The 20281-nt window shown below is 62.2% G+C and carries 15 protein-coding genes; 4 read left to right on the top strand and 11 right to left on the bottom strand.

The features are described from left to right. Positions 1–112 precede the first annotated feature (112 nt). Positions 113–358 carry a DUF2789 domain-containing protein gene (locus tag ACM6IQ_RS15115; protein WP_017335845.1) on the bottom strand — a complete coding sequence of 82 codons (246 nt, stop codon included), beginning with the start codon at positions 356–358 and terminating at the stop codon, positions 113–115. Between the two features lie 137 nt (positions 359–495). Continuing rightward, positions 496–957: an aminoacyl-tRNA deacylase gene (locus tag ACM6IQ_RS15120; RefSeq protein WP_017335844.1), complete on the bottom strand. Its 462-nt coding sequence runs from the start codon at positions 955–957 to the stop codon at positions 496–498. Positions 958–1219: 262 nt separating this feature from the next. Between ACM6IQ_RS15120 and ACM6IQ_RS15125 the strand changes: the two genes are divergently transcribed. Continuing rightward, positions 1220–1750, top strand: a complete 531-nt coding sequence (locus ACM6IQ_RS15125; RefSeq protein ID WP_017335843.1) for an NfeD family protein — start codon at positions 1220–1222, stop codon at positions 1748–1750. A gap of 2 nt (positions 1751–1752) precedes the next feature. Further along, positions 1753–2511 (top strand): slipin family protein, encoded by a 759-nt coding sequence (locus ACM6IQ_RS15130; protein WP_414879208.1) that lies wholly within the window; start codon positions 1753–1755, stop codon positions 2509–2511. Between the two features lie 103 nt (positions 2512–2614). Here the strand turns inward: ACM6IQ_RS15130 and cysC are convergent, their stop codons facing one another. The 5 genes from cysC to ACM6IQ_RS15155 all read right to left on the bottom strand — a co-directional run bounded on the left by cysC (position 2615) and on the right by ACM6IQ_RS15155 (position 14301). After that, the gene (cysC, locus tag ACM6IQ_RS15135; RefSeq protein WP_017335841.1) at positions 2615–3220 is read right to left on the bottom strand and encodes an adenylyl-sulfate kinase; all 606 of its coding nucleotides are present in this window, start codon (positions 3218–3220) and stop codon (positions 2615–2617) included. Next, entirely contained in the window at positions 3204–4718 is a 1515-nt protein-coding gene (locus tag ACM6IQ_RS15140; RefSeq protein WP_017335840.1) for a TolC family protein, read from the bottom strand. Before ACM6IQ_RS15140 ends, cysC begins: the two co-directional genes overlap by 17 nt. Positions 4719–4758: 40 nt before the next feature. Further along, positions 4759–11712, bottom strand: a complete 6954-nt coding sequence (locus ACM6IQ_RS15145) for an Ig-like domain-containing protein (protein ID WP_414879209.1) — start codon at positions 11710–11712, stop codon at positions 4759–4761. A gap of 51 nt (positions 11713–11763) precedes the next feature. After that, positions 11764–12609, bottom strand: a complete 846-nt coding sequence (locus ACM6IQ_RS15150) for a sulfotransferase family protein (protein WP_017335838.1) — start codon at positions 12607–12609, stop codon at positions 11764–11766. Between the two features lie 120 nt (positions 12610–12729). Beyond that, entirely contained in the window at positions 12730–14301 is a 1572-nt protein-coding gene (locus tag ACM6IQ_RS15155; RefSeq protein ID WP_414879210.1) for a glycosyltransferase family 39 protein, read from the bottom strand. Positions 14302–14543: 242 nt separating this feature from the next. Between ACM6IQ_RS15155 and ACM6IQ_RS15160 the strand changes: the two genes are divergently transcribed. Next, a complete protein-coding gene (locus tag ACM6IQ_RS15160) occupies positions 14544–15131 on the top strand; it encodes a phage tail protein (RefSeq protein ID WP_414879211.1) in 588 nt (195 codons plus the stop codon). Between the two features lie 54 nt (positions 15132–15185). Beyond that, positions 15186–15497: a DUF6916 family protein gene (locus ACM6IQ_RS15165; RefSeq protein WP_017335835.1), complete on the top strand. Its 312-nt coding sequence runs from the start codon at positions 15186–15188 to the stop codon at positions 15495–15497. Positions 15498–15519: 22 nt separating this feature from the next. Here the strand turns inward: ACM6IQ_RS15165 and ACM6IQ_RS15170 are convergent, their stop codons facing one another. The 4 genes from ACM6IQ_RS15170 to ACM6IQ_RS15185 are packed head-to-tail and all read right to left on the bottom strand — an operon-like array spanning position 15520 to position 20224. Continuing rightward, positions 15520–16014: a GNAT family N-acetyltransferase gene (locus ACM6IQ_RS15170; protein ID WP_414879212.1), complete on the bottom strand. Its 495-nt coding sequence runs from the start codon at positions 16012–16014 to the stop codon at positions 15520–15522. Positions 16015–16025: 11 nt separating this feature from the next. Further along, on the bottom strand, positions 16026–18122 hold the full coding sequence (locus ACM6IQ_RS15175) for a biotin/lipoyl-binding protein (RefSeq protein ID WP_414879213.1): 2097 nt from the start codon (positions 18120–18122) through the stop codon (positions 16026–16028). After that, complete coding sequence (locus ACM6IQ_RS15180) at positions 18123–19442, bottom strand: efflux RND transporter periplasmic adaptor subunit (RefSeq protein WP_414879214.1); 1320 nt, start codon at positions 19440–19442, stop codon at positions 18123–18125. After that, complete coding sequence (locus ACM6IQ_RS15185) at positions 19439–20224, bottom strand: efflux RND transporter periplasmic adaptor subunit (protein ID WP_031318206.1); 786 nt, start codon at positions 20222–20224, stop codon at positions 19439–19441. The genes ACM6IQ_RS15180 and ACM6IQ_RS15185 overlap by 4 nt, the downstream gene beginning before the upstream one ends. Positions 20225–20281: the final 57 nt, after the last annotated feature.

Here is a 20281-nt window from a genome sequence, read left to right on the forward strand (position 1 = left end):
AGTTTTGAAACAATTTGGCGGTCAAGACACCGTAAAAATCAGCAGGGATCGCTAAACCTCCTGCCTGCCCACCCCTCATCGCATCCTGCAAAAGCCAGTTTTCCGATGTTCTTTACCCCCCTCGCCCCTTCCTCAGCAGCACATTCAACTGATCCACCACCTCCGCCCAATCCGCGTCATCGAGAATCTCGTCGCGCAAAAACTGCGCTTGGCTCTTGGTCCAGAAAAAGGCGTCCGCCAGGTGCAATTCCGGCTTGAGTGGTGAGTGGGTAGCGATGAATTTATCGATGCTTTCGGCGTCATCCGGGAGGCCGAGCTGTTTGAACAGTGAGGGGAGGCTGTGGGTTGGGGATTCCATGTCGGGCTCCTGGGAATGGCTGATGATTGGGTGACCGCCAAGCGGTCAATCGCGAGCAGGCTCGCTCCCACAGGGACACGCGGTCAACTGTGGGAGCGAGCCTGCTCGCGATGGCGGCGTCACTGACGACACATGACTCAATAACTCAACTCCCGCACTTCGGCATGCGGCACCATTTTCAGAAACTCCGGCATGTTCATGTGCAGCAGGTTGATGTGGTTGCCGGCTTCCAGATAAATGTCTTTCTGCCGGGTCAGCAGTGGGTCAATAACCACATCCAGCCCATAGGCCTCGCCGAGGGCTGGCACCGCGCCACGTTCGCAATCATCGAACAGGTGCGGCAGGTTGCTTTCCCGGGAGACCTGCCATTCGCCACTACTGCGTACTTTGCTCAGGTCCAGGTGACGGCTGGCGGGGAGTACGGCCATCAGGTAATGGCCGTGGTGATCGTCGAGGATCACCGACTTGGCCATCCGTTCGGCTGGAATGCCCGAGACCCGCGCGGTCTCCAGGCTGCTGGCCGAGTGTGGGTGGGTGACAATGTCATATTCGCATTGAGCCTTTTCCAGGCTTCTCTGCACGGTTCTTGCCATACGCATGATGCACCTCGGTGTCCGCGAACAGTCTGTGACGGACGATGGGTTAACACGTTGCTCTGTACTGAAAGTCTAGGCCTGCCGCCGCATTCCGGCGGGAAATCTGCCCACTGGAACATCGTCGACAACTGATCAAAATTCGTACAGCCAACGGCTCGACTAGACTGTATTTAACGATGGGCGTTAACGGGAACGCGGACTCAATGGATAGGCGAGGCGCTCTCAGGTTCATCGCGAGCAGGCTCGCTCCTACAAGGAGGGTCAAGTGAACACGCGTAGCTGTGCAGTGGCGTTGCTGTTGGCCTTGAGCGGATCGGCGTTCGCGGCGGACACCCTCGTGCTGATCCCCAACCCCATCGGGATCTGGCTGATTGTGTTGGGCATCGCCTTTCTGATCGCCGAAGCGGCCTTGCCCAATTATGGCGTGATCGGGTTGGGCGGGATTGTGATGTTCGTCATCGGCGCGGTGATCCTGAGCAACACCGAGGTACCTGTCCCGTTGATGATCGGCCTGGGCCTGATCAGCGCGTTGTTGCTGATATTCCTGGTGATCCGCGCCCTCAAAACCCGACCGCGCCAAACCGTCAGTGGCGATGCCGGGCTCGTGGGCAGCGTGGCGCCGATCATGTCGTTACAACCCGGCAATGCCTGCAACGGCTGGGTGCACCTGCAAGGAGAACAGTGGCAAGTCCTCAGCGCCACGCCACTGGAAACAGGGCAGCGGGTCCGGGTGGTGGCGCGCAAGGGATTACTGCTGCAAGTGGCCGCGGCTGACGCGGCGCCGGGTGGAGAATAGCCATGGGCCTGCAACTGGGTTTTGCCGCGCTGCTGCTGTTGGTCATTGCGCTGGCGGGATCGACCTTTCGCATCCTGCGCGAATACGAGCGCGGGGTGGTGTTCCAGCTCGGCCGTTTCTGGCAAGTCAAAGGTCCCGGCCTGATCCTGCTGATTCCCGTGGTGCAGCAAATGGTTCGCGTCGATTTGCGTACCGTGGTGCTCGATGTGCCGCCGCAAGACGTGATCACCCGCGACAACGTCTCGGTCAAGGTCAACGCGGTGCTGTACTTCCGCGTGCTCGATCCGCAGAAGGCAATTATCCAGGTCGAAGATTTCCTCATGGCCACCAGTCAGCTGGCCCAGACCACCTTGCGCGCGGTGCTCGGCAAACACGAACTCGATGAGCTGCTGGCCGAGCGCGAACGGCTGAACATCGATATCCAGCAAGTGCTCGATGCCCAGACCGACGCCTGGGGCATCAAGGTCGCCAACGTCGAGATCAAGCACGTGGACCTCAACGAATCGATGGTCCGCGCCATCGCCAAACAGGCTGAAGCCGAGCGGGAGCGCCGGGCCAAGGTCATCCACGCCGAAGGTGAACTGCAGGCTTCGGAAAAGCTCATGCAGGCCGCCGAAATGCTCGGCCGCCAGCCGGGCGCCATGCAACTGCGCTACATGCAGACCCTGAGTTCGATTGCCGGGGACAAGAGTTCGACCATCGTCTTTCCACTGCCAATCGAATTGCTCAAGGGCATGGCGGATCTATCGCAAAAGCCTTGAGGCAGTGAAGACTGTGGCGAGGGAGCTTGCTCCCGTTGGACTGCGTAGCAGGCCGTTTCGCAGCCCAGCGGGAGCAAGCTCTCTCGCCACAAAAACACCCGGCTCACGCTCTGGGTAAGACCGCACATTCTCCGAGCCAGGTCAGCAAACGGTCGAGACAGGCCTCGACCGACTGCGCTCCGGTGTCGAGAACCAGCCCGGCAGCCGGCGGAGGTTCATAAGGTGCAGAAACCCCGGTAAATCCTGGCAGGTCACCGCGACGGGCCCGGGCGTAATGACCTTTGGGATCGCGCTGCTCGCATACCGCCAGGGAAGCGCTGCACCAGACTTCGCGATAATCCTCGCCTAAACGCGTGGCAAACAGTTCACGCAACTCCAGTAACGGCGCAATCATCGCCAGAATCACCACCTGCCCGTTTTCCACCAACAACGCCGCCAGTTCACTGGCCCGGCGAATGTTTTCCAGGCGGTCGCTGTCAGCAAAACCCAGATCGCGGTTGAGCCCGACCCGCAGCCCATCGCCGTCAAGCACAACACTCTGCACGCCGCGCTCGAACAACTGTGCGTGCAGCGCCTGGGCCAGCGTCGACTTGCCTGCCGCCGGCAAACCGGTCAACAGAATCGCCGTGCCGCGATGGCCGTTTCGGGCCTCCCGTTGTGCACGGCTGATGCTCGCTGTCGGCGCCTGAAGGTTATTGAGCCTGGGCATGAGCCACCGGCACTGTGATGTTGCCCGCCGCCCACGCCGCTTCGCGATTGGCCAATGCGGTGGCGATGGATTGGACTTCAGTGGACTGCACTTGATCGGGCAGCGGATCGAGCCCCGCGCTGGCAAAAATCTGCCCGTAGGCGTTGCGCAGATCGGCGTACGACAAGTCGCGGCGCAGATCGGCCTGCAAGGTGTTCAACTCGCCCTGAATCAAGTCCAGTTCGCCCAGCCCTGCCGCCTTATAGCGATTGCGCAACTGGCCGACAATCTGCCCGTCAATGTCCGACAGTTGCTGATTGGTCTTGAACTGCCGCAGTGCCTCGCGGTAGTTGGCGTTGGCCACGTAGAGCTGCGCCAGCACCGCAATCGACATCGCCTGACGACGCGCCGTGGCCACTTCTTCACCGGCCTTGGCGACGTTGATTGCCGCCGGCGCCGAAATCACGCTGAACAGGTTCCACGTGACCTTCACGCCATAGTCGGCCCAACCCTGCTCCACCAGGAACGAGTTGCTGTCGTAATGCCCGCCAGCGGAGAACTCCAGGCCCGGCAGCAGGCGCAACATGGCTTTACGGGTTTCGGCAGCGCTGATGCGGCTTTGGTAATCCTGCTCACGCAGTTCCGGACGGCTGGTCAGGGCTTCCTGTTCCAGACTGGCGAGGTCCACTTTCAATTCGGGGATGACGTAGTCGTCCTGAGTCGCCAGCGTCAGATCGGTGCCCAGCGGCAGGTTGATCAGGGTCGCCAGTTCGGTTTTCGCCAGCGACAGCGCGCGGCGCTGTTCTTCTAACTGGCGGGTGGCTTCGATCAACGAGCGTTGATAACCCAACGCCTGGATCGGATCGCCGATGCGCTGCTCACTCATGCTCTGGCTGTTGCCGCGAGCGGTCTCGACCCGAGCCATGAGGCTGTCGATCTGCTTGAGCAACCGTTCGGCAGCCATGGCCCGCCAATACGCCGAGCGCACGTCCTGAACGATGGTGTTGATGACTTTGCGCCGACGCTCCTGAACGATCAGTCGCTGGTCGCCCTGTTGCTTGGCGCTGATGTAGCTGACACCAAAATCCAGCACGTTCCAGACCATGGTCAGGTCGGCGACTTCACGGTCGCGGTCCTGTGAAGTCGATGGCTCCAGCGACTGAGTGCCGGTCCGTACGCTCTGGCTGCTGGAGGCGTTGACGTTGTTGCGGCCGACGTACCCGGCGTCCAGCGCCATGCGCGGCAACATGTCGAAGCTGGCCAGGTCGAGTTGGCGCTTGGCCAGGGCCTCTTCCATGATCTTCAGCCGGCCTTCAAGGTTGTATTTCACCGCGCGGGCCATGGCCTGATGCAGGGTCAGCGGACCGCTGAGGGGTTCCTGGCCCTTGTACATGCTTTGCAGATCGCTCTTGGCGCGTTGCTCGCTGACGCTGCGTTCGATCGGTTCACTTTTGACTGCACATCCACTGACTGCCAGCGCGAGCAGGCTCGCGACGAACAACTTCTGACTTCTCTTCATCCTTGACTGCCCCTGGGTGTCGCCCGTTTTAATTGTTGTGTCAGGCCTGCATTTCGCTGATACCGGCCTGTTTCAAAGCAGTGGCCAGGTCGTTGACCTGCCGCTGCTCGGTGTCTTTGAGCTGTTGCAACTGCTGGACGAGACTGGGCGCGCCAAACACGCCGCGCAGGCCCTGGGAAACATCACTGGCCTTGATCGAATGACTGCCGAATGAGTTCAGCGAATCCCGCTCATTGCCAACGTCCTGATTGAACAGGCTCGACAACGTGCTGGTGCTGAACACCCCGCCATCGCCGCCGCCGAAACCGAGGAAGCCGTGGCCTGCACCGTCGCCGCCGCTTTCGCTGCTGCTGAACACTTGGGCGATAAAGCTCTGCGCCAGCGCGCCGTTGTTCATGAAAATGTCGCCCAGCGGCCGGATGCCGTTGCCGATAACCCGGTCTTCGAACAGCGGTGCAAAGGTCAGCGGTGAACCGAGATCCCCGGTGGGTGGGGTGAACACGATGGGTTGCAGCGGCACGTTGGGTTGATCGGCCACGGTCACCGGGTCGCTGCTGATGAGTTGCGGATCCGCGGTCACCGACATGATGCCTATCGCGTAATTGTTGGAGACCGACACGCTGTCACCTGCGTTACCGGCCAGATCGGTGACGTTGCTGGTGTCGAGGGCGATGAAGTTGCTCGGGTCGCTGACATTGGCAGCGGGCGTGAAGGTGGCGGTCCATGTCTTGCCACCGTCGCTGCTGCTCAGGTTGGTCAAATCGCCATTGGTCACGCTCAAGTCCGACAGGTCGAAATTACTCACCGCTTCGCTGAAGGTGAAGGTCACCACCGTGCTCTGGCCAGCCCCCATGTTCGGGTTGGCGACCGCAATGCTCACCGTCGGCCGGGACGCGTCCAGCGCATAGTTGTTGGAAATGGCGATGCTCGCACCGACGTTGCCGGCGGCGTCCTGCACGGTACCGGTGTCGAGCACGATCAGGTTGGTCGCGTCGTTCATGCCGGCGGTCGGTGTCAGGGTCGCCGTCCAGGTGATGCCGCCGTCGCTGCTGATCAGGTTCGACAGCACGCCGTTGGCCACGCTGATGTCCGACAGGTCGAAACCGCTCACCGCTTCGCTGAAGGTGATGGTCACCGTGGTGGTGTCGCCGATGCCCAGGCGATTGTCGGCAACCACGATCGTGGCGCTGGGCAGCGCGGTGTCGATGGCGAAATTGTTGGAGTCGGTGGTACCACTGCCGGCGTTGCCCGAAGCGTTTTGCACGCCGCTGTTGTCCAGTGTGATCAGGTTACTGGTGTCGGTGATGCTCGCCGTCGGGGTGAACGTCGCCGTCCAGGTGATACCGCCATCGGTCGACGACACGTTGCTGAGCGTGCCATTCGCAATCGTCAGGTCGGCGTTGGAGAAGCCGCTCACCGCTTCGCTGAAGGTGATCGTCACCAGTGACGTTTCACCCGCTTTCAGCGCCGTGTCGGCGACCACGAGAGTGGCGGTCGGCAGCACCGTATCGATCGTAAAGTTCGCCGAGTTGGTGCTCCCGCTGCCCGTATTGCCGGCAATGTCGGCCACCCCGGTATTGTTCAGAGTGATGAGGTTGCTGGTGTCCTTGATGCCGACCGTCGGTGTGAAGGTAGCGGTCCAGGTGATACCGCCATCGCTGCTGCTCACCGCACTCAACGTGCCGTTGGGGATGCTCAGGTCACTGTTGTCGAAACCGCTCACCGCCTCACTGAAGGTGATGGTCACCAACGAGGTTTCGCCCGCACTGAGGGTGCTGTCGGCGACGACGATCGTAGCGGTCGGGCGCTGGCTGTCGATGGCGTAGTTGTTGGAATCGGTGGTACCGCTGCCCGTATTGCCGGCCCCATCGATCACTCCGGTGTTGTCCAGGGTGATCAGGTTGGTGGTATCGGTGATGCTCGCCGTTGGCGTCAGCGTGGCGGTATAGGTGATGTTATCGCTGGTACTGAGATTGCTCAGGGTGCCGTTGCTCACCGTCAGGTCGGCAATGGTAAATCCTGTCACCGCCTCGCTGAAGGTGATGGTCACCACCGATGTTTGACCCACCGCCAGCGCCGAATCCGCGACGACGATGGTTGCCGTTGGCCGCACGGTGTCGATGGCGTAGTTGTTGGAATCGGTGGTGCCGCTACCCGCGTTGCCCGAGCCGTTTTGCACACCGCTGTTGTCCAGCGTAATGACGTTGCTGGTGTCGGTGATGGCGCTGGTCGGGGTAAACGTTGCCGTCCAGGTGATGCCGCCATCACTGCTGCTGACGGAACTCAACGTGCCATTGGCGATGCTCAGGTCGGCGTTGCTGAAACCGGTGACCGCCTCGGAGAACGTGATGGTGACCAGGGACGTTTCGCCAATTTTCAGTGCGTTGTCGGCAACGACAATGGTAGCCGTCGGCGCCACGGTATCGATCGTGTAGTTGCCGGAGTTGGTGGTGCCGCTGCCCGTGTTGCCGGAAAGGTCGGCCACGCCGGTATTGGCCAGGGTGATGACGTTGGTTCCATCGTTCACACCCGCCGTTGGCGTGAACGTCGCCGTCCAGGTAATGCCGCCGTCACTGCTGCTGACCGAGGTCAACGTGCCGTTGGCGATGCTCAGGTCGGCATTGGTGAAACCGCTGACCGCTTCGCTGAAGGTGATGGTGACCAGTGAGGTTTCGCCAGCACTCAGGGTCGGGTCTGCCAGGACGATGGTCGCGGTGGGTCGAAGCGTGTCGATGGCGTAGTTGTTGGAATCGGTGGTGCCGCTGCCGGCGTTACCCGAGAGGTCGCTGATGCCGGTGTTGGCCAGGGTGATCAGGTTGGTGGTGTCGTTGATACTGGCGCTCGGCGTAAACGTCGCCGTCCAGGTGAGGCCGCCGTCGCTGCTGCTCACCGCCGTCAACGTGCCGTTGGCAATCGTCAGGTCCGCGTTGGTGAAACCGCTGACCGCCTCGCTGAAAGTGATGGTGACCAGCGAGGTTTCGCCGATTCTCAGCGCCGTGTCCGCGACCACGACGGTTGCCGTCGGGCGCACGGTGTCAATCGCGTAGTTGTTGGAATCGGTAGTGCCGCTCCCCACGTTGCCGGTGGCGGCGGACTGCACGCCGCTGTTGTCCAGGACAATCAGATTGGTCGTGTCGGTAATGCTGGCGGTCGGGGTGAACGTGGCGGTCCAGGTGATACCGCCGTCGCTGCTGCTCACCGCCGTCAACGTGCCGTTGGCAATGCTCAGGTCGGCGTTGGTGAAACCGGTCACGGCCTGGTTGAAGGTAATCGTCACCAGTGACGTTTCACCGATTCTCAGGGCATTGTCGGCCAGCACGATCGTCGCGGTCGGTGGAGCGGTGTCGATGGCATAGTTGCCCGAGGAGCTGATCCCGCTGCCGGTGTTACCCGAAAGGTCGGCCACGCCGGTGTTCGCCAGGCTGATGACATTGGTCGCGCTGATGATGCCTGCTGTCGGGGTAAACGTGGCGGTCCAGGTAATCCCGCCATCGCTGCTGCTGACCGCCGTCAACGTGCCGTTGGCGATGCTCAGGTCGGCGTTGGTGAAACCGGTCACTGCTTCGGAAAAGGTGATGGTCACCAGCGACGTTTCGCCTGCGGTCAGCGCCGTATCCGCCAGCACAATCGTGGCGGTCGGGCGTACGGTATCAATGGCGTAGTTGTTGGAATCGGTGGTGCCGCTGCCGGCGTTACCCGACAGATCACTGACTCCCGTGTTATTCAGGGTAATCAGATTGGTGGTGTCGTTGATACTGGCGCTTGGGGTAAACGTTGCGGTCCAGGTGAGGCCGCCGTCGCTGCTGCTCACCGCCGTCAGCGTACCGTTGGCGAGGGTCAGGTCGGCGTTGGTGAAACCGCTCACTGCTTCACTGAAGGTGATGGTCACCAGCGACGTTTCGCCGATTCTCAGCGCCGTGTCCGCGACCACGATGGTTGCTGTTGGCCGCACAGTATCGATGGCGTAGTTGTTGGAGTCGGTCGTGCCGCTGCCGGCGTTACCCGACAGGTCGCTGACACCCGTATTGTTCAGGGTGATCAGATTGGTCGTGTCAGTGATGCTGGCAGTTGGCGTGAAAGTCGCCGTCCAGGTGATGCCGCCGTCGCTGCTGCTCACTGCGGTCAGCGTACCGTTGGCAATGGTCAGGTCCGCGTTGGTGAAACCGCTCACCGCCTCGGCGAAGGTGATGGTCACCAGCGAGGTCTCACCGATTTTCAGCGCGTTGTCCGCCACCACGATGGTCGCGGTCGGCCGGAGTGTATCGATGACATAGTTATTGGAATCGGTCGTGCCGCTCCCGGCGTTGCCCGCCAGGTCGCTGACCCCGGTGTTGTTCAGGGTGATCAGGTTGGTCGTGTCGTTGATGCTCGCGTTCGGGGTGAATGTGGCAGTCCAGGTGATGCCGCCGTCACTGCTGCTGACCGAGGTCAGCGTACCGTTGGCGAGGGTCAGGTCGGCGTTGGTGAAACCGCTGACCGCTTCGCTGAAGGTGATCGTCACCAGCGAGGTTTCGCCAATTTTCAGTGCCGTGTCCGTCACCACGACGGTCGCGGTTGGCCGCACCGTATCGATGGCGTAGTTGCTGGAATCGGTCGTGCCGCTACCGGCGTTGCCTGCCAGGTCGCTGACCCCGGTGTTGTCCAGGGTGATCAGGTTAGTCGCGTCAGTCATGCTGGCCGCCGGGGTGAAGGTCCCCGTCCAGGTGATGCCGCCATCGCTGCTGCTCACCGCACTCAGCGTGCCGTTGGCAATCGTCAGGTCGGCGTTGGTGAGACCGGTGACCGCTTCGTTGAAGGTGATGGTCACCAACGACGTTTCGCCAACCTTGAGGGCCGTGTCGGTGAATACGATGCTGGCGGTTGGCCGCGCCGTGTCGACGACGTAGTTATTGGAGCTGGTGGTCCCGACGCCTGCAGTGCCCAGACCGTTGATTACCCCGGTGTTGTCGAGGGTGATGACGTTGGTCGTATCCGAAATACTGGCGGTCGGCGTGAACGTTGCCGTCCAGGTGATACCGCCGTCGCTGCTGCTGACCGCACTCAAGGTGCCGTTGGTGAGGGTCAGGTCGGCATTGGTGAAACCGGTCACTGCTTCGGAGAAGGTGATCGTCACCAGGCTCGTTTCACCGATGCTCAACGTGGTATCGGCGACCACAATGGTTGCGGTCGGCGGCGGCGCATACGCAGTGTTGAGTATGCCGCCATCGTTGTAGATGGTCGCCACGGAGGTCGGCGAGGTGCCTGTTGTCCCACCGCCCTGCGCAGTGCCACCGGCACCACTGCCGGCGGCATTACCGGCCAGGGCCGCGAAGTTGGCGGCGGTGATCAGCAAAGTGCCCTTGTTCCAGATCGCGCCGACGCCTCGGCCACCGATGCCGCCATTACTGGCATTGCTGCCTTGACCACCGCCACCGCCACCGCCCCCACCGGCGCCGATGTTGTTGCTGATGGTCGATGTGCCGACGATGGTGATGGCGCCGCTGCTGGCGTTATAGATCCCACCCACCGCGTTACCGCCCGCGCCACCGACCTTGTCCCAACCGGCGCCGCCGCCACCGCCGCCAATGGAAATCGTGCCATTGGTGGCCGTCGCACCGTTACCGCCGTTGCTGTAATAGGAAACGCCCACCCCGCCAGCCCCGCCCGTGCTGGTACCGCCGCGGCCGCCCATGTGGGTCGCGTCATAACCGCCGCCGTAACCGCCAGCGCCACCGCTGCCCGCCTGGCCGCCCAATGTGCCGGTGCCTGGCCCGGCCGAACCGCCATGCCCGCCGCCCTGGCCACCCAGACCGCCACCACCGCCACCGCCACCGCCGTAAAACGCCCCCGTCACCCCGCCGCCACCGCCGCCACCGGAAGCGGCGTTGGAGGTAACGGTCACGTTTTTCAGGGTCAGGACCCCGGCGTTGAAAATCCCCCCGGCCATCGCGCCCGTGGCACCGTAGCCACCATTGCCACCGTTGCCCGTTACCAGACCACGAGTGATCACCAGACCATCGAGCGTCACGGTACTGCCAGACGTCACTTCGATGACCCGGGTCCGGTACTGGCCATCGAGAATCACATCCGCCGCACCGTCATTGTTCAAGTCGCCATCAACGGTGATGTTTTTGTTGATCAGCAGTTCGGAGGTCAGTTGCACCGTCATGCTGCCATTGAAGGTGACGGTATCGCCGTTCTGCGCCGAAGCGATCGCGGCACGCAACGAGCCGACGCCCGTGTTGCCATTGTTAGTGGCCGTCCAGGTGGCCAGGCCCCACTGATAGTCGGTCATGGCCATTGTCGACAGCACGTTGGCGCTTTCGATAGTGCCGGTGGCGATCTCCAGATCCCAGTCGCCGCCCACGCCGGTGCGGTTGCTCGACGCCGCCACATCACGACCGGTCAGTTGCGCCAGGGAGTCGACGAAACTCAAACCCCGTTCGCCTTCGGCGGTGTAGCAGCCGTAGATCATGATGTCGCCACCGACGTTCATGTCCTTGCCGATTTCCGCCAGCACCGCACTGCGGGCCGCGACGTTGTCGGCCGACAGGTAACTGTTGCCCAGCCACAAATCGCCCGCATTGCCGTGGGCGATGATCTGCACCGAGCTGATGCCCTGATGGGTGTCCAGATAGTCGGCAATCTGCTGCAAGCCGTCCCTGGTGGCGTCGAGTTGAACCACCTGGGTGCCGGGGGCGACGCCTTTGAGCAGGCTGTCGGCATCCTTGACCCGGGAATCGACGAACACCACGCTCTGTCCCGGCACGGCAACGGGCGCCACCGCGGGGGTGGCGTCGGCCTGGCCGTGGGTGTCCTGACTGGCGACCGGTTTCTCGGCGACCGGTGGTTTCGCCGCGTCAGCCGTTGTGTGGCTGTCAGCCTGGGCGGTATCGGCCACGGTGGCTGCGACCGCGCCGTCGAACAGCATGCGCGGCTCCAGGGACATGATCATTGGCGAGGCCAGCGCTCGTGCGCCTTGGGTTACCCGCGACTTGCCGTTGCTCCACCACATGTTGCTCACCCGGACTCGAACGTTTTTGCTGCGTAAACGAAAACGCCGCGATCAACTGATCGCGGCATCGGCTTTCATACGAATGACATTGGCGGCGCTGGCTGAGCCGTCGAGCCAGAAGGACAATTCGGCGTACTGCTTGAACAAATCCGGCGGCAGGATCGTGCGCCGTGACTGCAACTCGACTTTGGGTTTGACCTTGTGCAGGCCCGACACACCCAAGGCTTGATCGAACTCCGGCGCGTCATACGCCAGGTTGTCGAAATCGTGCTCGAACCAGGGTTCGCCAATGAAGTCGTAGACCAGCCGCATCACCCGGTCAGGCGCCTGGGTCAGCAGGTCGTAATCGACGATCAGCAGCGAGTCGGCGTGCTCGCCGTAATAGGCTTCCTTGAGCGCAGCCCAGGCAAAACCGACCAGGCGATTGCGCTGGGCCAGGGTTTCGCAGCGGCTGTAGACCGTATTGCGTTCGACCGCATCGCCAAACAGCTTGGTGTTTTCGAATGGGTTGGCGCGATACAGACGTTCGATGCTGTCCATGACCCAGGCGACATTGCGCACACAGGCAATCACCCTCGCTTGAGGGAACAAATCACTGATCGCCGGCAGGCGCGAACTCCACAAGCGGTTGGTGTCGAACACCACCGGTTTGTCAGCCTTGTCGGCGTAATAGGAATCGAACAGGCCGCGAAGCAGACGGCGGCGCATATCGGTGTCGATCACCGCGCCGAACTCGCTGCCGGCGCTGCACTGTTCAAGGACACCGGAAAAGAGCGCGCCAACGGGGCTGGTCATGCCGGCATGGAAACGCGGGTTTTGCAAAAGGATTGCAGAAAGCAGGGTCGAGCCCGAGCGCGGCAAGCCGGAAATAAAATGGAATGTGTGCAATCCCTTCACCCCTGATCATAAGTCCTTTATGTATGACGGAGCGTAGACCATGAATGGCTTTATGAGCGGTGATGCTTTGATATCAAATCGAAGCTAAGCCGATGGGAAATTGCAACTTTCGTTACAGCCTCATTGCCGCACGAACAGGCGCGCATTGACGCCGCCCGCCTGGGTTTCGCCAACACGCTGCCAGTCGGCGGGCAACGGCGCGAACTCGTCCGGCGCATCGACGGTGCCGATCAGCCAGACCCGACCGCGGCCCTTGGGCAAGCTGTCGAGGCTGTCGAGGTATGTGTCCCGGGTCACCAACGTGCCGAAACCATAGGCATTCGGCCGGCTCGAAACGCCATTGGGCAATGGCGGCGTGTACAGCAACGGCTGGGTGTCGGTGCGATTGTAATAGACGTAACTGAGGTACCAGAGCATATCGCTGGTGACGATCCGGTCACCGGTCATGAAGTGCTGGTTGACGTAATCGACCATGACGTTGATCTGATCACGGGTGTCCACCGTGGCGTTGTTCTTCAGGCCCATCAGCTCAACGCCGACGAACAGCACCAACACCGTCACGGCCAGAACCCGAAAACCTGAATACAGTCGATCAACCGCCAACGCGATAATCATCGGCAGTCCCAACGCATAGGCCGTCAGGTAGCGCTCGATAAACACCGGTGTGATAAACGACACCCCGAACACCAGCAACAACGGTAACGCCGTGTAGATCGCCAGCAGGACACTGCCACGAAAGACACTGCGGTCCCGCGCCACCCCCACGCCCGCAATGACCGGCAACGCCAGCGGCAGTGCGATGAAAAGCAGCGTCGGCAGGTTTTCTCCATCGTCCTGGATCAGGAACGACCAGACCATCGAAGGCAACGAGCCGAACGTGACCGGTGTTTCCCAACCCACGTCGCCATTGGCCTTGAGCTGATCCATGTGCTGGAGCAGATCGATCAGGCTCGGCATCCACGGCAGGTACAACAACACGATCGCCGCGTTAGCCAGCCACCAAGCGGGGCGTTGAATATGCCGCAATCGATAACCCGGCTGTACGCGGATCACCCCCAGATACAACCAGTGGCAAAACACGCACAGGGCCGCGAAGTAATGGGTGTAGAACGCGGCAGTCATCAACAGCGCATACGCCACCAGATATCGCGTGCGATGCGGGTTTCTTATCCAGTAGACCAAGGCAATCGTGGCGCCGACCAGCCACAATCCCAGCCACGAATACATGCGCACTTCCTGGCTGTAACGCACCGCCGTGGGCAACAGTGCCAACAGGAAACCGGCCAGCAACGCCGCACGGCGCGTGGCGAGCAAGTCCATCAGCCACACGCCGAGCCACACCGTGGCGATGCCGGGTAAGGCGCTGAGGCTGCGGATTGAAAAAATGCCTTCGCCGAACAACTCGACCCAGCCATGCAGCAGCAGGAAATACAGCGGTGGATGCACGTCGTGCGCCACGTGTACCCAGATATCGGTCAGTGAAAACCGGCTCAGCAGCAGGCTGGACCCTTCGTCGCCCCAGATGGCCGCCGCCGTCAGGTCGTAGAAACGCACCAGCGTCGCCAATGCCAGGATCGGCAACAGCCAATGCTCCTGCGCCCATCGCAACCAGCGCTGAACCATTGCCCAGACGCCGGGCGCTGCGTGCGGCTCCTGGGTGCCGCCAAGCGGTGTTTCTCTGCGCGCCTCCATTGCTTCCCCCTGAAACGAGCCCCCGACCACAACACCTGATGAACACTGTAGGACGGCGCACGGACGTCGTCGATGCTGGCTTTGCGACCAACGACATTCGGCCGTGATGCGCATCAACTACGCTCTGGCTTGGCGTGACTCAGCCAGAGAAATGAATGGAGTCGGCTGATTGCAACGATGGGCCTGGATGTCCGGGCCACCCTTGCAGCGCGCCAGACAACTAACCTGAGGGATGAGGAACTATGGAAGTATTCATCGGCACAATTCAGCCTTTCGCCTTTAACTACGCGCCCAGCGGCTGGGCCTTGTGTAATGGCCAGACGCTTTCCGTCCAGCAATACAACGCTCTGTTCGCGCTGCTGGGGGTCAACTTCGGCGGCAATGGCTCGACCAATTTCATGCTGCCCAACCTGCAAGGCCGAATGCCTGTTTGCATGGGTAACGGGCTGAACCTGACCCCACGGGTCATCGGCGAATTCTCCGGGACCGAGAACGTCACCGCGACCATCACCAACCTGCCCTATCACACCCACGCCCTCTCCGGGCTGACGGCCACCACCACCCTGCAACTGGCCAGCCCGGCGAGCAACCCGGTCACCACTCCCACCGCGACCAACTCGTACATCGGCGCTTCGGGCGGCGGACCGGGCTCGGCGAGCATCTACTCCGATCAGCAAGGTGCTGCGGCCGTGCCGCTCAAGGGTTTAGCCACGACGGTCACCGGGGAAATCTCGTCGGCCGGCAACGGCCTGCCCATGGACACGATGAACCCGTTCCTGGTGCTCAACTTCAGCATTGCCCTCGAGGGGCTTTTCCCTTCGCGCGGTTGAGGTTCGGCCGGGGGGATTCACCCCCCGGTCACTTTCATTTTTGGGAGTGACGCCATGCTGCAACAGGTTCAACACCAACATTTCCAGACGCTGCTGGGCAAGACTCGCACGCTGCGGCTGCCAGATGGCAGCGAGCTGCCGATCCATATCGAAAGCCTGGTGGAAACGCCTCGATCGCGGATGCCAAACAGCGAGCGCATGCCGTTCCGAGTCGAGCTCAACAGCCTGCAAGCCACGGAGTTCGTCGATGGATTGTGCGCGCTGGAGTTACCGGCACTGGGCCAAGTGGAGGATATTTTTGTCTCCCGGGTCCCCGCCATGGGCCGCGATCCGGGCTTGGGTTACTTCTGCATCGCATTCAACTGAAAAACTGAAAAGGCCGACAGGCCTAGACGGGATACCACACCAACCGCTCCGCCGCCGGATTACGCTCAACAACCTGAAACCCCAGCGCCAGGTAATGCTGGCGCGCATGGGTATTGTTGGCCCAGACCACCGTGGCCACCGGGCAGCGAATCTGCTGCGCGGCTTTTTGCACGCCTTGCAGCACTGCACGACCGTAACCCTGCCCGCGAGCCAGCGGGAGAAACGCCAGGTACAGCACGCGAATTTCATTGGGGCCAAAGTCGGTGGTCAACGCGCCGATGGCCGTGCCGAGCTTCTCGATCACGTAGTGCATGGCATTGGGAAAGTGCTCCTCCAGCCCTTGTTCCTGTACCTGGAATTGTTGGGACACCACGTGTTCGACGACCTCTCGCTCGCCGTCGATCCATTGCAGGTCCGCTCGTGCCGACTGATAGAGGCTGTGTAGAAAAGGCCCATCGTTGGTGCGCGACGGTCGCACCACCAAACCCTCGACCGCCACGGAGTCCGTATTCGCCATCGCTGCTCTCCCTAGAAACCGCTTTCCCTGACACCCAGCGCTGCCATTCGCCGCCATGCAACACCCAGCACCGATTCGCCGCGCCCTTGCAACACCACCACGCCGCGCAACGGTTGCACAGGTGTTGGCGCCTCATCGAGACTGCTCATACGCGCACCATATTGCCCTTGCACCGGTTCGGCCCGTTGCTGCGGATCCCGGCGCACGGCAATCGGCCCGTGGTGGTCGGACGTCAGCGCTTCCTGATCGACAAAGGCCGCACCGTTGGTGTCGACTTCAATGAGTTGCACAGCGATCGCCGAGTGCATCGGGTCATCGGCGATGAACCGCCCGCGAGCACCCGGCGCAACACGCCACAACTCGGCCTCGGCCAGATAGCCACGCAACCGCACGCCTTCCTCCACCACCCGCGCCAGCGGTTCCTTGGTCGCCAGCCAGCGGCCGACGGCCAATTGCGGCAACAGATCACGCACGCTACCGGCATGGGGTGCGCGCAACAGCAAACGTTCGCGCTGGGCCGCCAACCCACGGTATTCGGCCACCGCTTCAGCCAGGCGCTGCTCGACAATACCCGCGTCCGCCGCGGTCTCGCTACGACTCGCCTGCCGGCGCATCTGCAATTGCTGGATCTGGATTTCACGGCGCACGATGGCCTGGCGCGAGTCCAGGTCCGGCGATTCCAGTTCGATGAGCACATCACCCTGAGCGACCTTTTGCCCATCGTGCACATTCACCACTTTGACCCGCGCCGCCACCGGCGCATGCAACGCACTGACCCGCCCTGCCTCGAGCATCGAAGGCAACTCCACCGCACTGCGCCAGGGCAATGCCAGAAACAGCACGAAGGCGAGCAGCCCCAACGCACTCAACAACACCCGCGGCGCATAGGCTTGATCGCGCCGGCTCCACCACTCCCGCCACTCGCGCACGATCGGCAGAAAGATGAACCACACCAGCTCGACCAGCATCAGGAAAATGCCCAGCAGCTTGAAGAACAAGTGATACACCGCCAGCGCAATCCCGAAAAACAGCACGGCGCGCCACAGCCACGAGCCGTAGCCCCACACCAACAGACGTCGTTGCAGGCTCGGCGACAACGGCTCCGGAGCCGGTTCGCCATAGCCGAACAGGGTTTCACGCAGGTGCCAGCGACACAGGGTAAAGGCACGCCCCTGCAGGTTGTCCACCTCCCAGAAATCACTGAGCAAAAAGTAACCGTCAAAACGCATGAACGGGTTGAGGTTGATCACCAGCGTGGTCATCCAGGTCGCGCTGGCGAGCATGAACGCCGCCGTGCGCGCCGGCCCGTCGGGCAACAGCGACCAGGCCAGCAGGGCGATGCTCGCCAGCAGCAGCTCGGCCAGCACGCCACCGGCGCCGATCAGCAATCGGGCACGCCGATCATTGACCCGCCACGCATCGCTGACGTCGGTGTAGAACATCGGCAGCATCACCATGAAGGCCACGCCCATGCTCTGCACCCGACACCCCGCACGCTTGGCCATGAATGCGTGGCCGAATTCGTGGCACAGCTTGGCAAAAAACAACGCCACGCCAAAGGCCAGCGCACCACCAAGGCTGAACAAATGCGGGAAGGTCGCGATAAATCGCTGCCAGTCCCGAGACACCAGAAACACCCCGAGGCCCAGCGTTGCCGGCAGTCCGAAGCGAAGCACTCGCGGGCCGAAGCGCGCCAGCCAGGGCCAGGCACGATTGAGAAACGCATCCGGGCGCCAAAGGGGTATCCGGAAAAACAGGTACTGATGCAACAGAATCTGCCACAGCGACTGACGCTGGGCGGCGGCCTTCAGGCTGTAGCTGTCACGCTGCTGCGGGTCGAGGGCACTGATCAGATCATGGCTGCGCAGAAAACCCAGCAGTTGCTCCAGATCGCTGCCGCCCAAAGGCAAGCCCGGCTCGCGATTGGCGGCGTGCAGAACCTGCTCGGGATCGCCCAGGGACCAATGTCGCAGCAAGCGCATCGCCGCCACGCCCAGTTTGAAATAGCGACCGCGTACCGGGTCGGCCAGGGTCCAGCGCGGCGAGCCGTCCAGCGCCGGTGAAGCGGGGGTCAGCTGCAAGTCCGCACGCAGGCTTGGCAGGCTCATCTACAGCCCCACACTCTGGCGCAAACCGGCCAGGGGTTTGCGCAGCAGATAGAGCGCCAGCGGCGCACGATCACCGAAGACTTTCGCCGTGCCGCGCAGGCCTATACGCGGTGGCGCCTGATCGAAACTGGCATCGAGTCGATATGCCAACTGCCCGCCGGCCGTGGGTTGCGCTTCGTACGCCGCGCGCTCGAGCTGGGCCAGATGTCGCTGCAACGGATCGCTGTCGAGGAACAGCGCGACTTGCGCGCCGGGCTCCAGAGAGATCGCATCGCCAACGGCCAGTTCGATACGCAGTTCGGCCTGGGTCGGGTCAGCGATTTCCATCAGCCGCTCGCCGGTCTGCACCGGTTTACCGGTCCAGCGCTCGGCGTCGGCGAACACGGCGATGCCGTCGCGCTCGGCACGCACTTCGCTGCGTTTGAGCAGCTCACGGGCATAGTCCCGTTCGGCGCGTTTTTGCTCGACGCGCGCGGCCAGCAGGTCAATCTTCGAACTGGACTCGGCATCGGCAAACGAGCGCTGGGAATTGGCCTTCAATTCAGCTTCGGTAACGCCCAGGGCGCGTTCGGCCACATCGGCCTGAGCCTTGAGCGTGGTGCTTTCAAAGCGCAACAGCAGGTCGCCGGTTTTCACCGTCTGGTTGGGTTTGACCAGGAACTCGGCGATCACCCCGTCCAGCGGCGCCGCGACGACCCGGCCACCCAATGGCACCACTTCCGCCGGCGCCAGCACCGATTGGCGCACCGGGATCGCCAGCCCGAGCAACAGCAATGCAAGCAGAGCCACCTGACGCTTTCGGGTCCAGCGCAATCGCCAGGGTTTGCGTGGCTGCAGCGCCAGCCAGGCATGGCTGTACGTGTCGCCGAGTTGCGACAGCAGCACTTGCTCCGGTGGGTTCCACGGCAAATCCCGGGCCAGCCACAGGCCGCCGAACACGTCACCTTGATGATCGATCAACGGCAGCCAGAACACCTGAGCGGGAGACAGGCTTTGCCAGTCCGCCTGGATAGACTCGTTGAGCAGATCGGGCGAAATCACCCGCGCCTTTTTCAGCACATCGCCCTTGAACAACTGCGCCACCGCCTGCTCGACGAACGCCACGAACGGCGCATTCGGGTCCACGGCACTGACGCCCGTCACCGCCTGCACCTTGCCGGCAATCAATAACGCCGCATGGCGAAAACCGAACAGCGCCTGAGCGTCATTGACCAGGCTGTAGGCCAGTTGCGACGGATTGCGCGCGGCGCGGGTCTGGCGTTCAAGGTCAAGAAAGCGAGCAAAGACCTGCTCTGCACCGCCGGTGACCGGAGCGTTCACTTGAGCTCCGCGAAACGCGCCGTACCGCTCATGCCGGCCAACAGACCTGAGGCCGTGGGTAGCGTCGCGACCAACAGCAAGGTCTGGCTGCCTTCGTCAATTCGCGCGCCCAGCCGTTTGACCGTAGCATCCAGCGGCTTACCGGTTTCGTCGGGGACAAAACTGAACGTCTGGCCGGGCTTGAGCTTGCCCATCCAGCGCGACGGCACCAGCAAATGGATTTCCAGCGTGCGGTTGTCGACCACATCCAGCAACGGCGCACCGGCGGCGACGCTTTCATAACGCTGGACCTTTCGCTCGACGACCTGCCCGTCAAAGGGCGCCACCACGCTGCAGCGTTTGACCTGAACCTGATACACCTGGGATTGCGCCTGCGTCTCGCTGAGCCGGGCCTCGGCCCGCGCCACTTCGAAACGCCCGACCGAATTCAACGCCGCCAGCTGTTTGTTGTGAGCCAGCTCCTCACTGGCTCCCCGGCTGGCCGCCTGCGCCGCATTGAGCTGCGCCTGATAGGCCGAACAATCAAAACGCGCCAGCGTATCGCCCTTCTTGAAGGACTCACCCTCACTGAACGGCAACTCGACAATCCGCCCGGACAACTCACTGGCGAGCATCGCCTGATCCCGTGCCCGCAAGACACCACGGGCCTCAGTGCTGGCAGCCGAACTGCTACTGCCAACTGCGCCGTTGTCCAATAACAGATCGTCTGGCACGGGCGTTTGCGCCTGAGCGGTACACGTAAAAAAGGTCAATCCCATAACCCACACACGAACTCGTCGCATAACCGTAACTCCCTGACGGATGAGCGGAGTCTATGACAGCGTGGGTGAGCGTCAAGG

It is taken from the genome of Pseudomonas sp. IT-P100 (assembly GCF_949767185.1).
GTDB classification, from domain to species: Bacteria; Pseudomonadota; Gammaproteobacteria; order Pseudomonadales; family Pseudomonadaceae; genus Aquipseudomonas; species Aquipseudomonas fluorescens_B.

Coding starts and splice junctions, on each gene's coding strand:
- ACM6IQ_RS15115 (WP_017335845.1), bottom strand. CDS start 358: ATGGAATCCCCAACCCACAGCCTCCCCTCACTGTTCAAACAGCTCGGC.
- ACM6IQ_RS15120 (WP_017335844.1), bottom strand. CDS start 957: ATGCGTATGGCAAGAACCGTGCAGAGAAGCCTGGAAAAGGCTCAATGC.
- ACM6IQ_RS15130 (WP_414879208.1), top strand. CDS start 1,753: ATGGGCCTGCAACTGGGTTTTGCCGCGCTGCTGCTGTTGGTCATTGCG.
- cysC (WP_017335841.1), bottom strand. CDS start 3,220: ATGCCCAGGCTCAATAACCTTCAGGCGCCGACAGCGAGCATCAGCCGT.
- ACM6IQ_RS15140 (WP_017335840.1), bottom strand. CDS start 4,718: ATGAAGAGAAGTCAGAAGTTGTTCGTCGCGAGCCTGCTCGCGCTGGCA.
- ACM6IQ_RS15145 (WP_414879209.1), bottom strand. CDS start 11,712: ATGTGGTGGAGCAACGGCAAGTCGCGGGTAACCCAAGGCGCACGAGCG.
- ACM6IQ_RS15155 (WP_414879210.1), bottom strand. CDS start 14,301: ATGGAGGCGCGCAGAGAAACACCGCTTGGCGGCACCCAGGAGCCGCAC.
- ACM6IQ_RS15160 (WP_414879211.1), top strand. CDS start 14,544: ATGGAAGTATTCATCGGCACAATTCAGCCTTTCGCCTTTAACTACGCG.
- ACM6IQ_RS15165 (WP_017335835.1), top strand. CDS start 15,186: ATGCTGCAACAGGTTCAACACCAACATTTCCAGACGCTGCTGGGCAAG.
- ACM6IQ_RS15170 (WP_414879212.1), bottom strand. CDS start 16,014: ATGGCGAATACGGACTCCGTGGCGGTCGAGGGTTTGGTGGTGCGACCG.
- ACM6IQ_RS15175 (WP_414879213.1), bottom strand. CDS start 18,122: ATGAGCCTGCCAAGCCTGCGTGCGGACTTGCAGCTGACCCCCGCTTCA.
- ACM6IQ_RS15185 (WP_031318206.1), bottom strand. CDS start 20,224: ATGCGACGAGTTCGTGTGTGGGTTATGGGATTGACCTTTTTTACGTGT.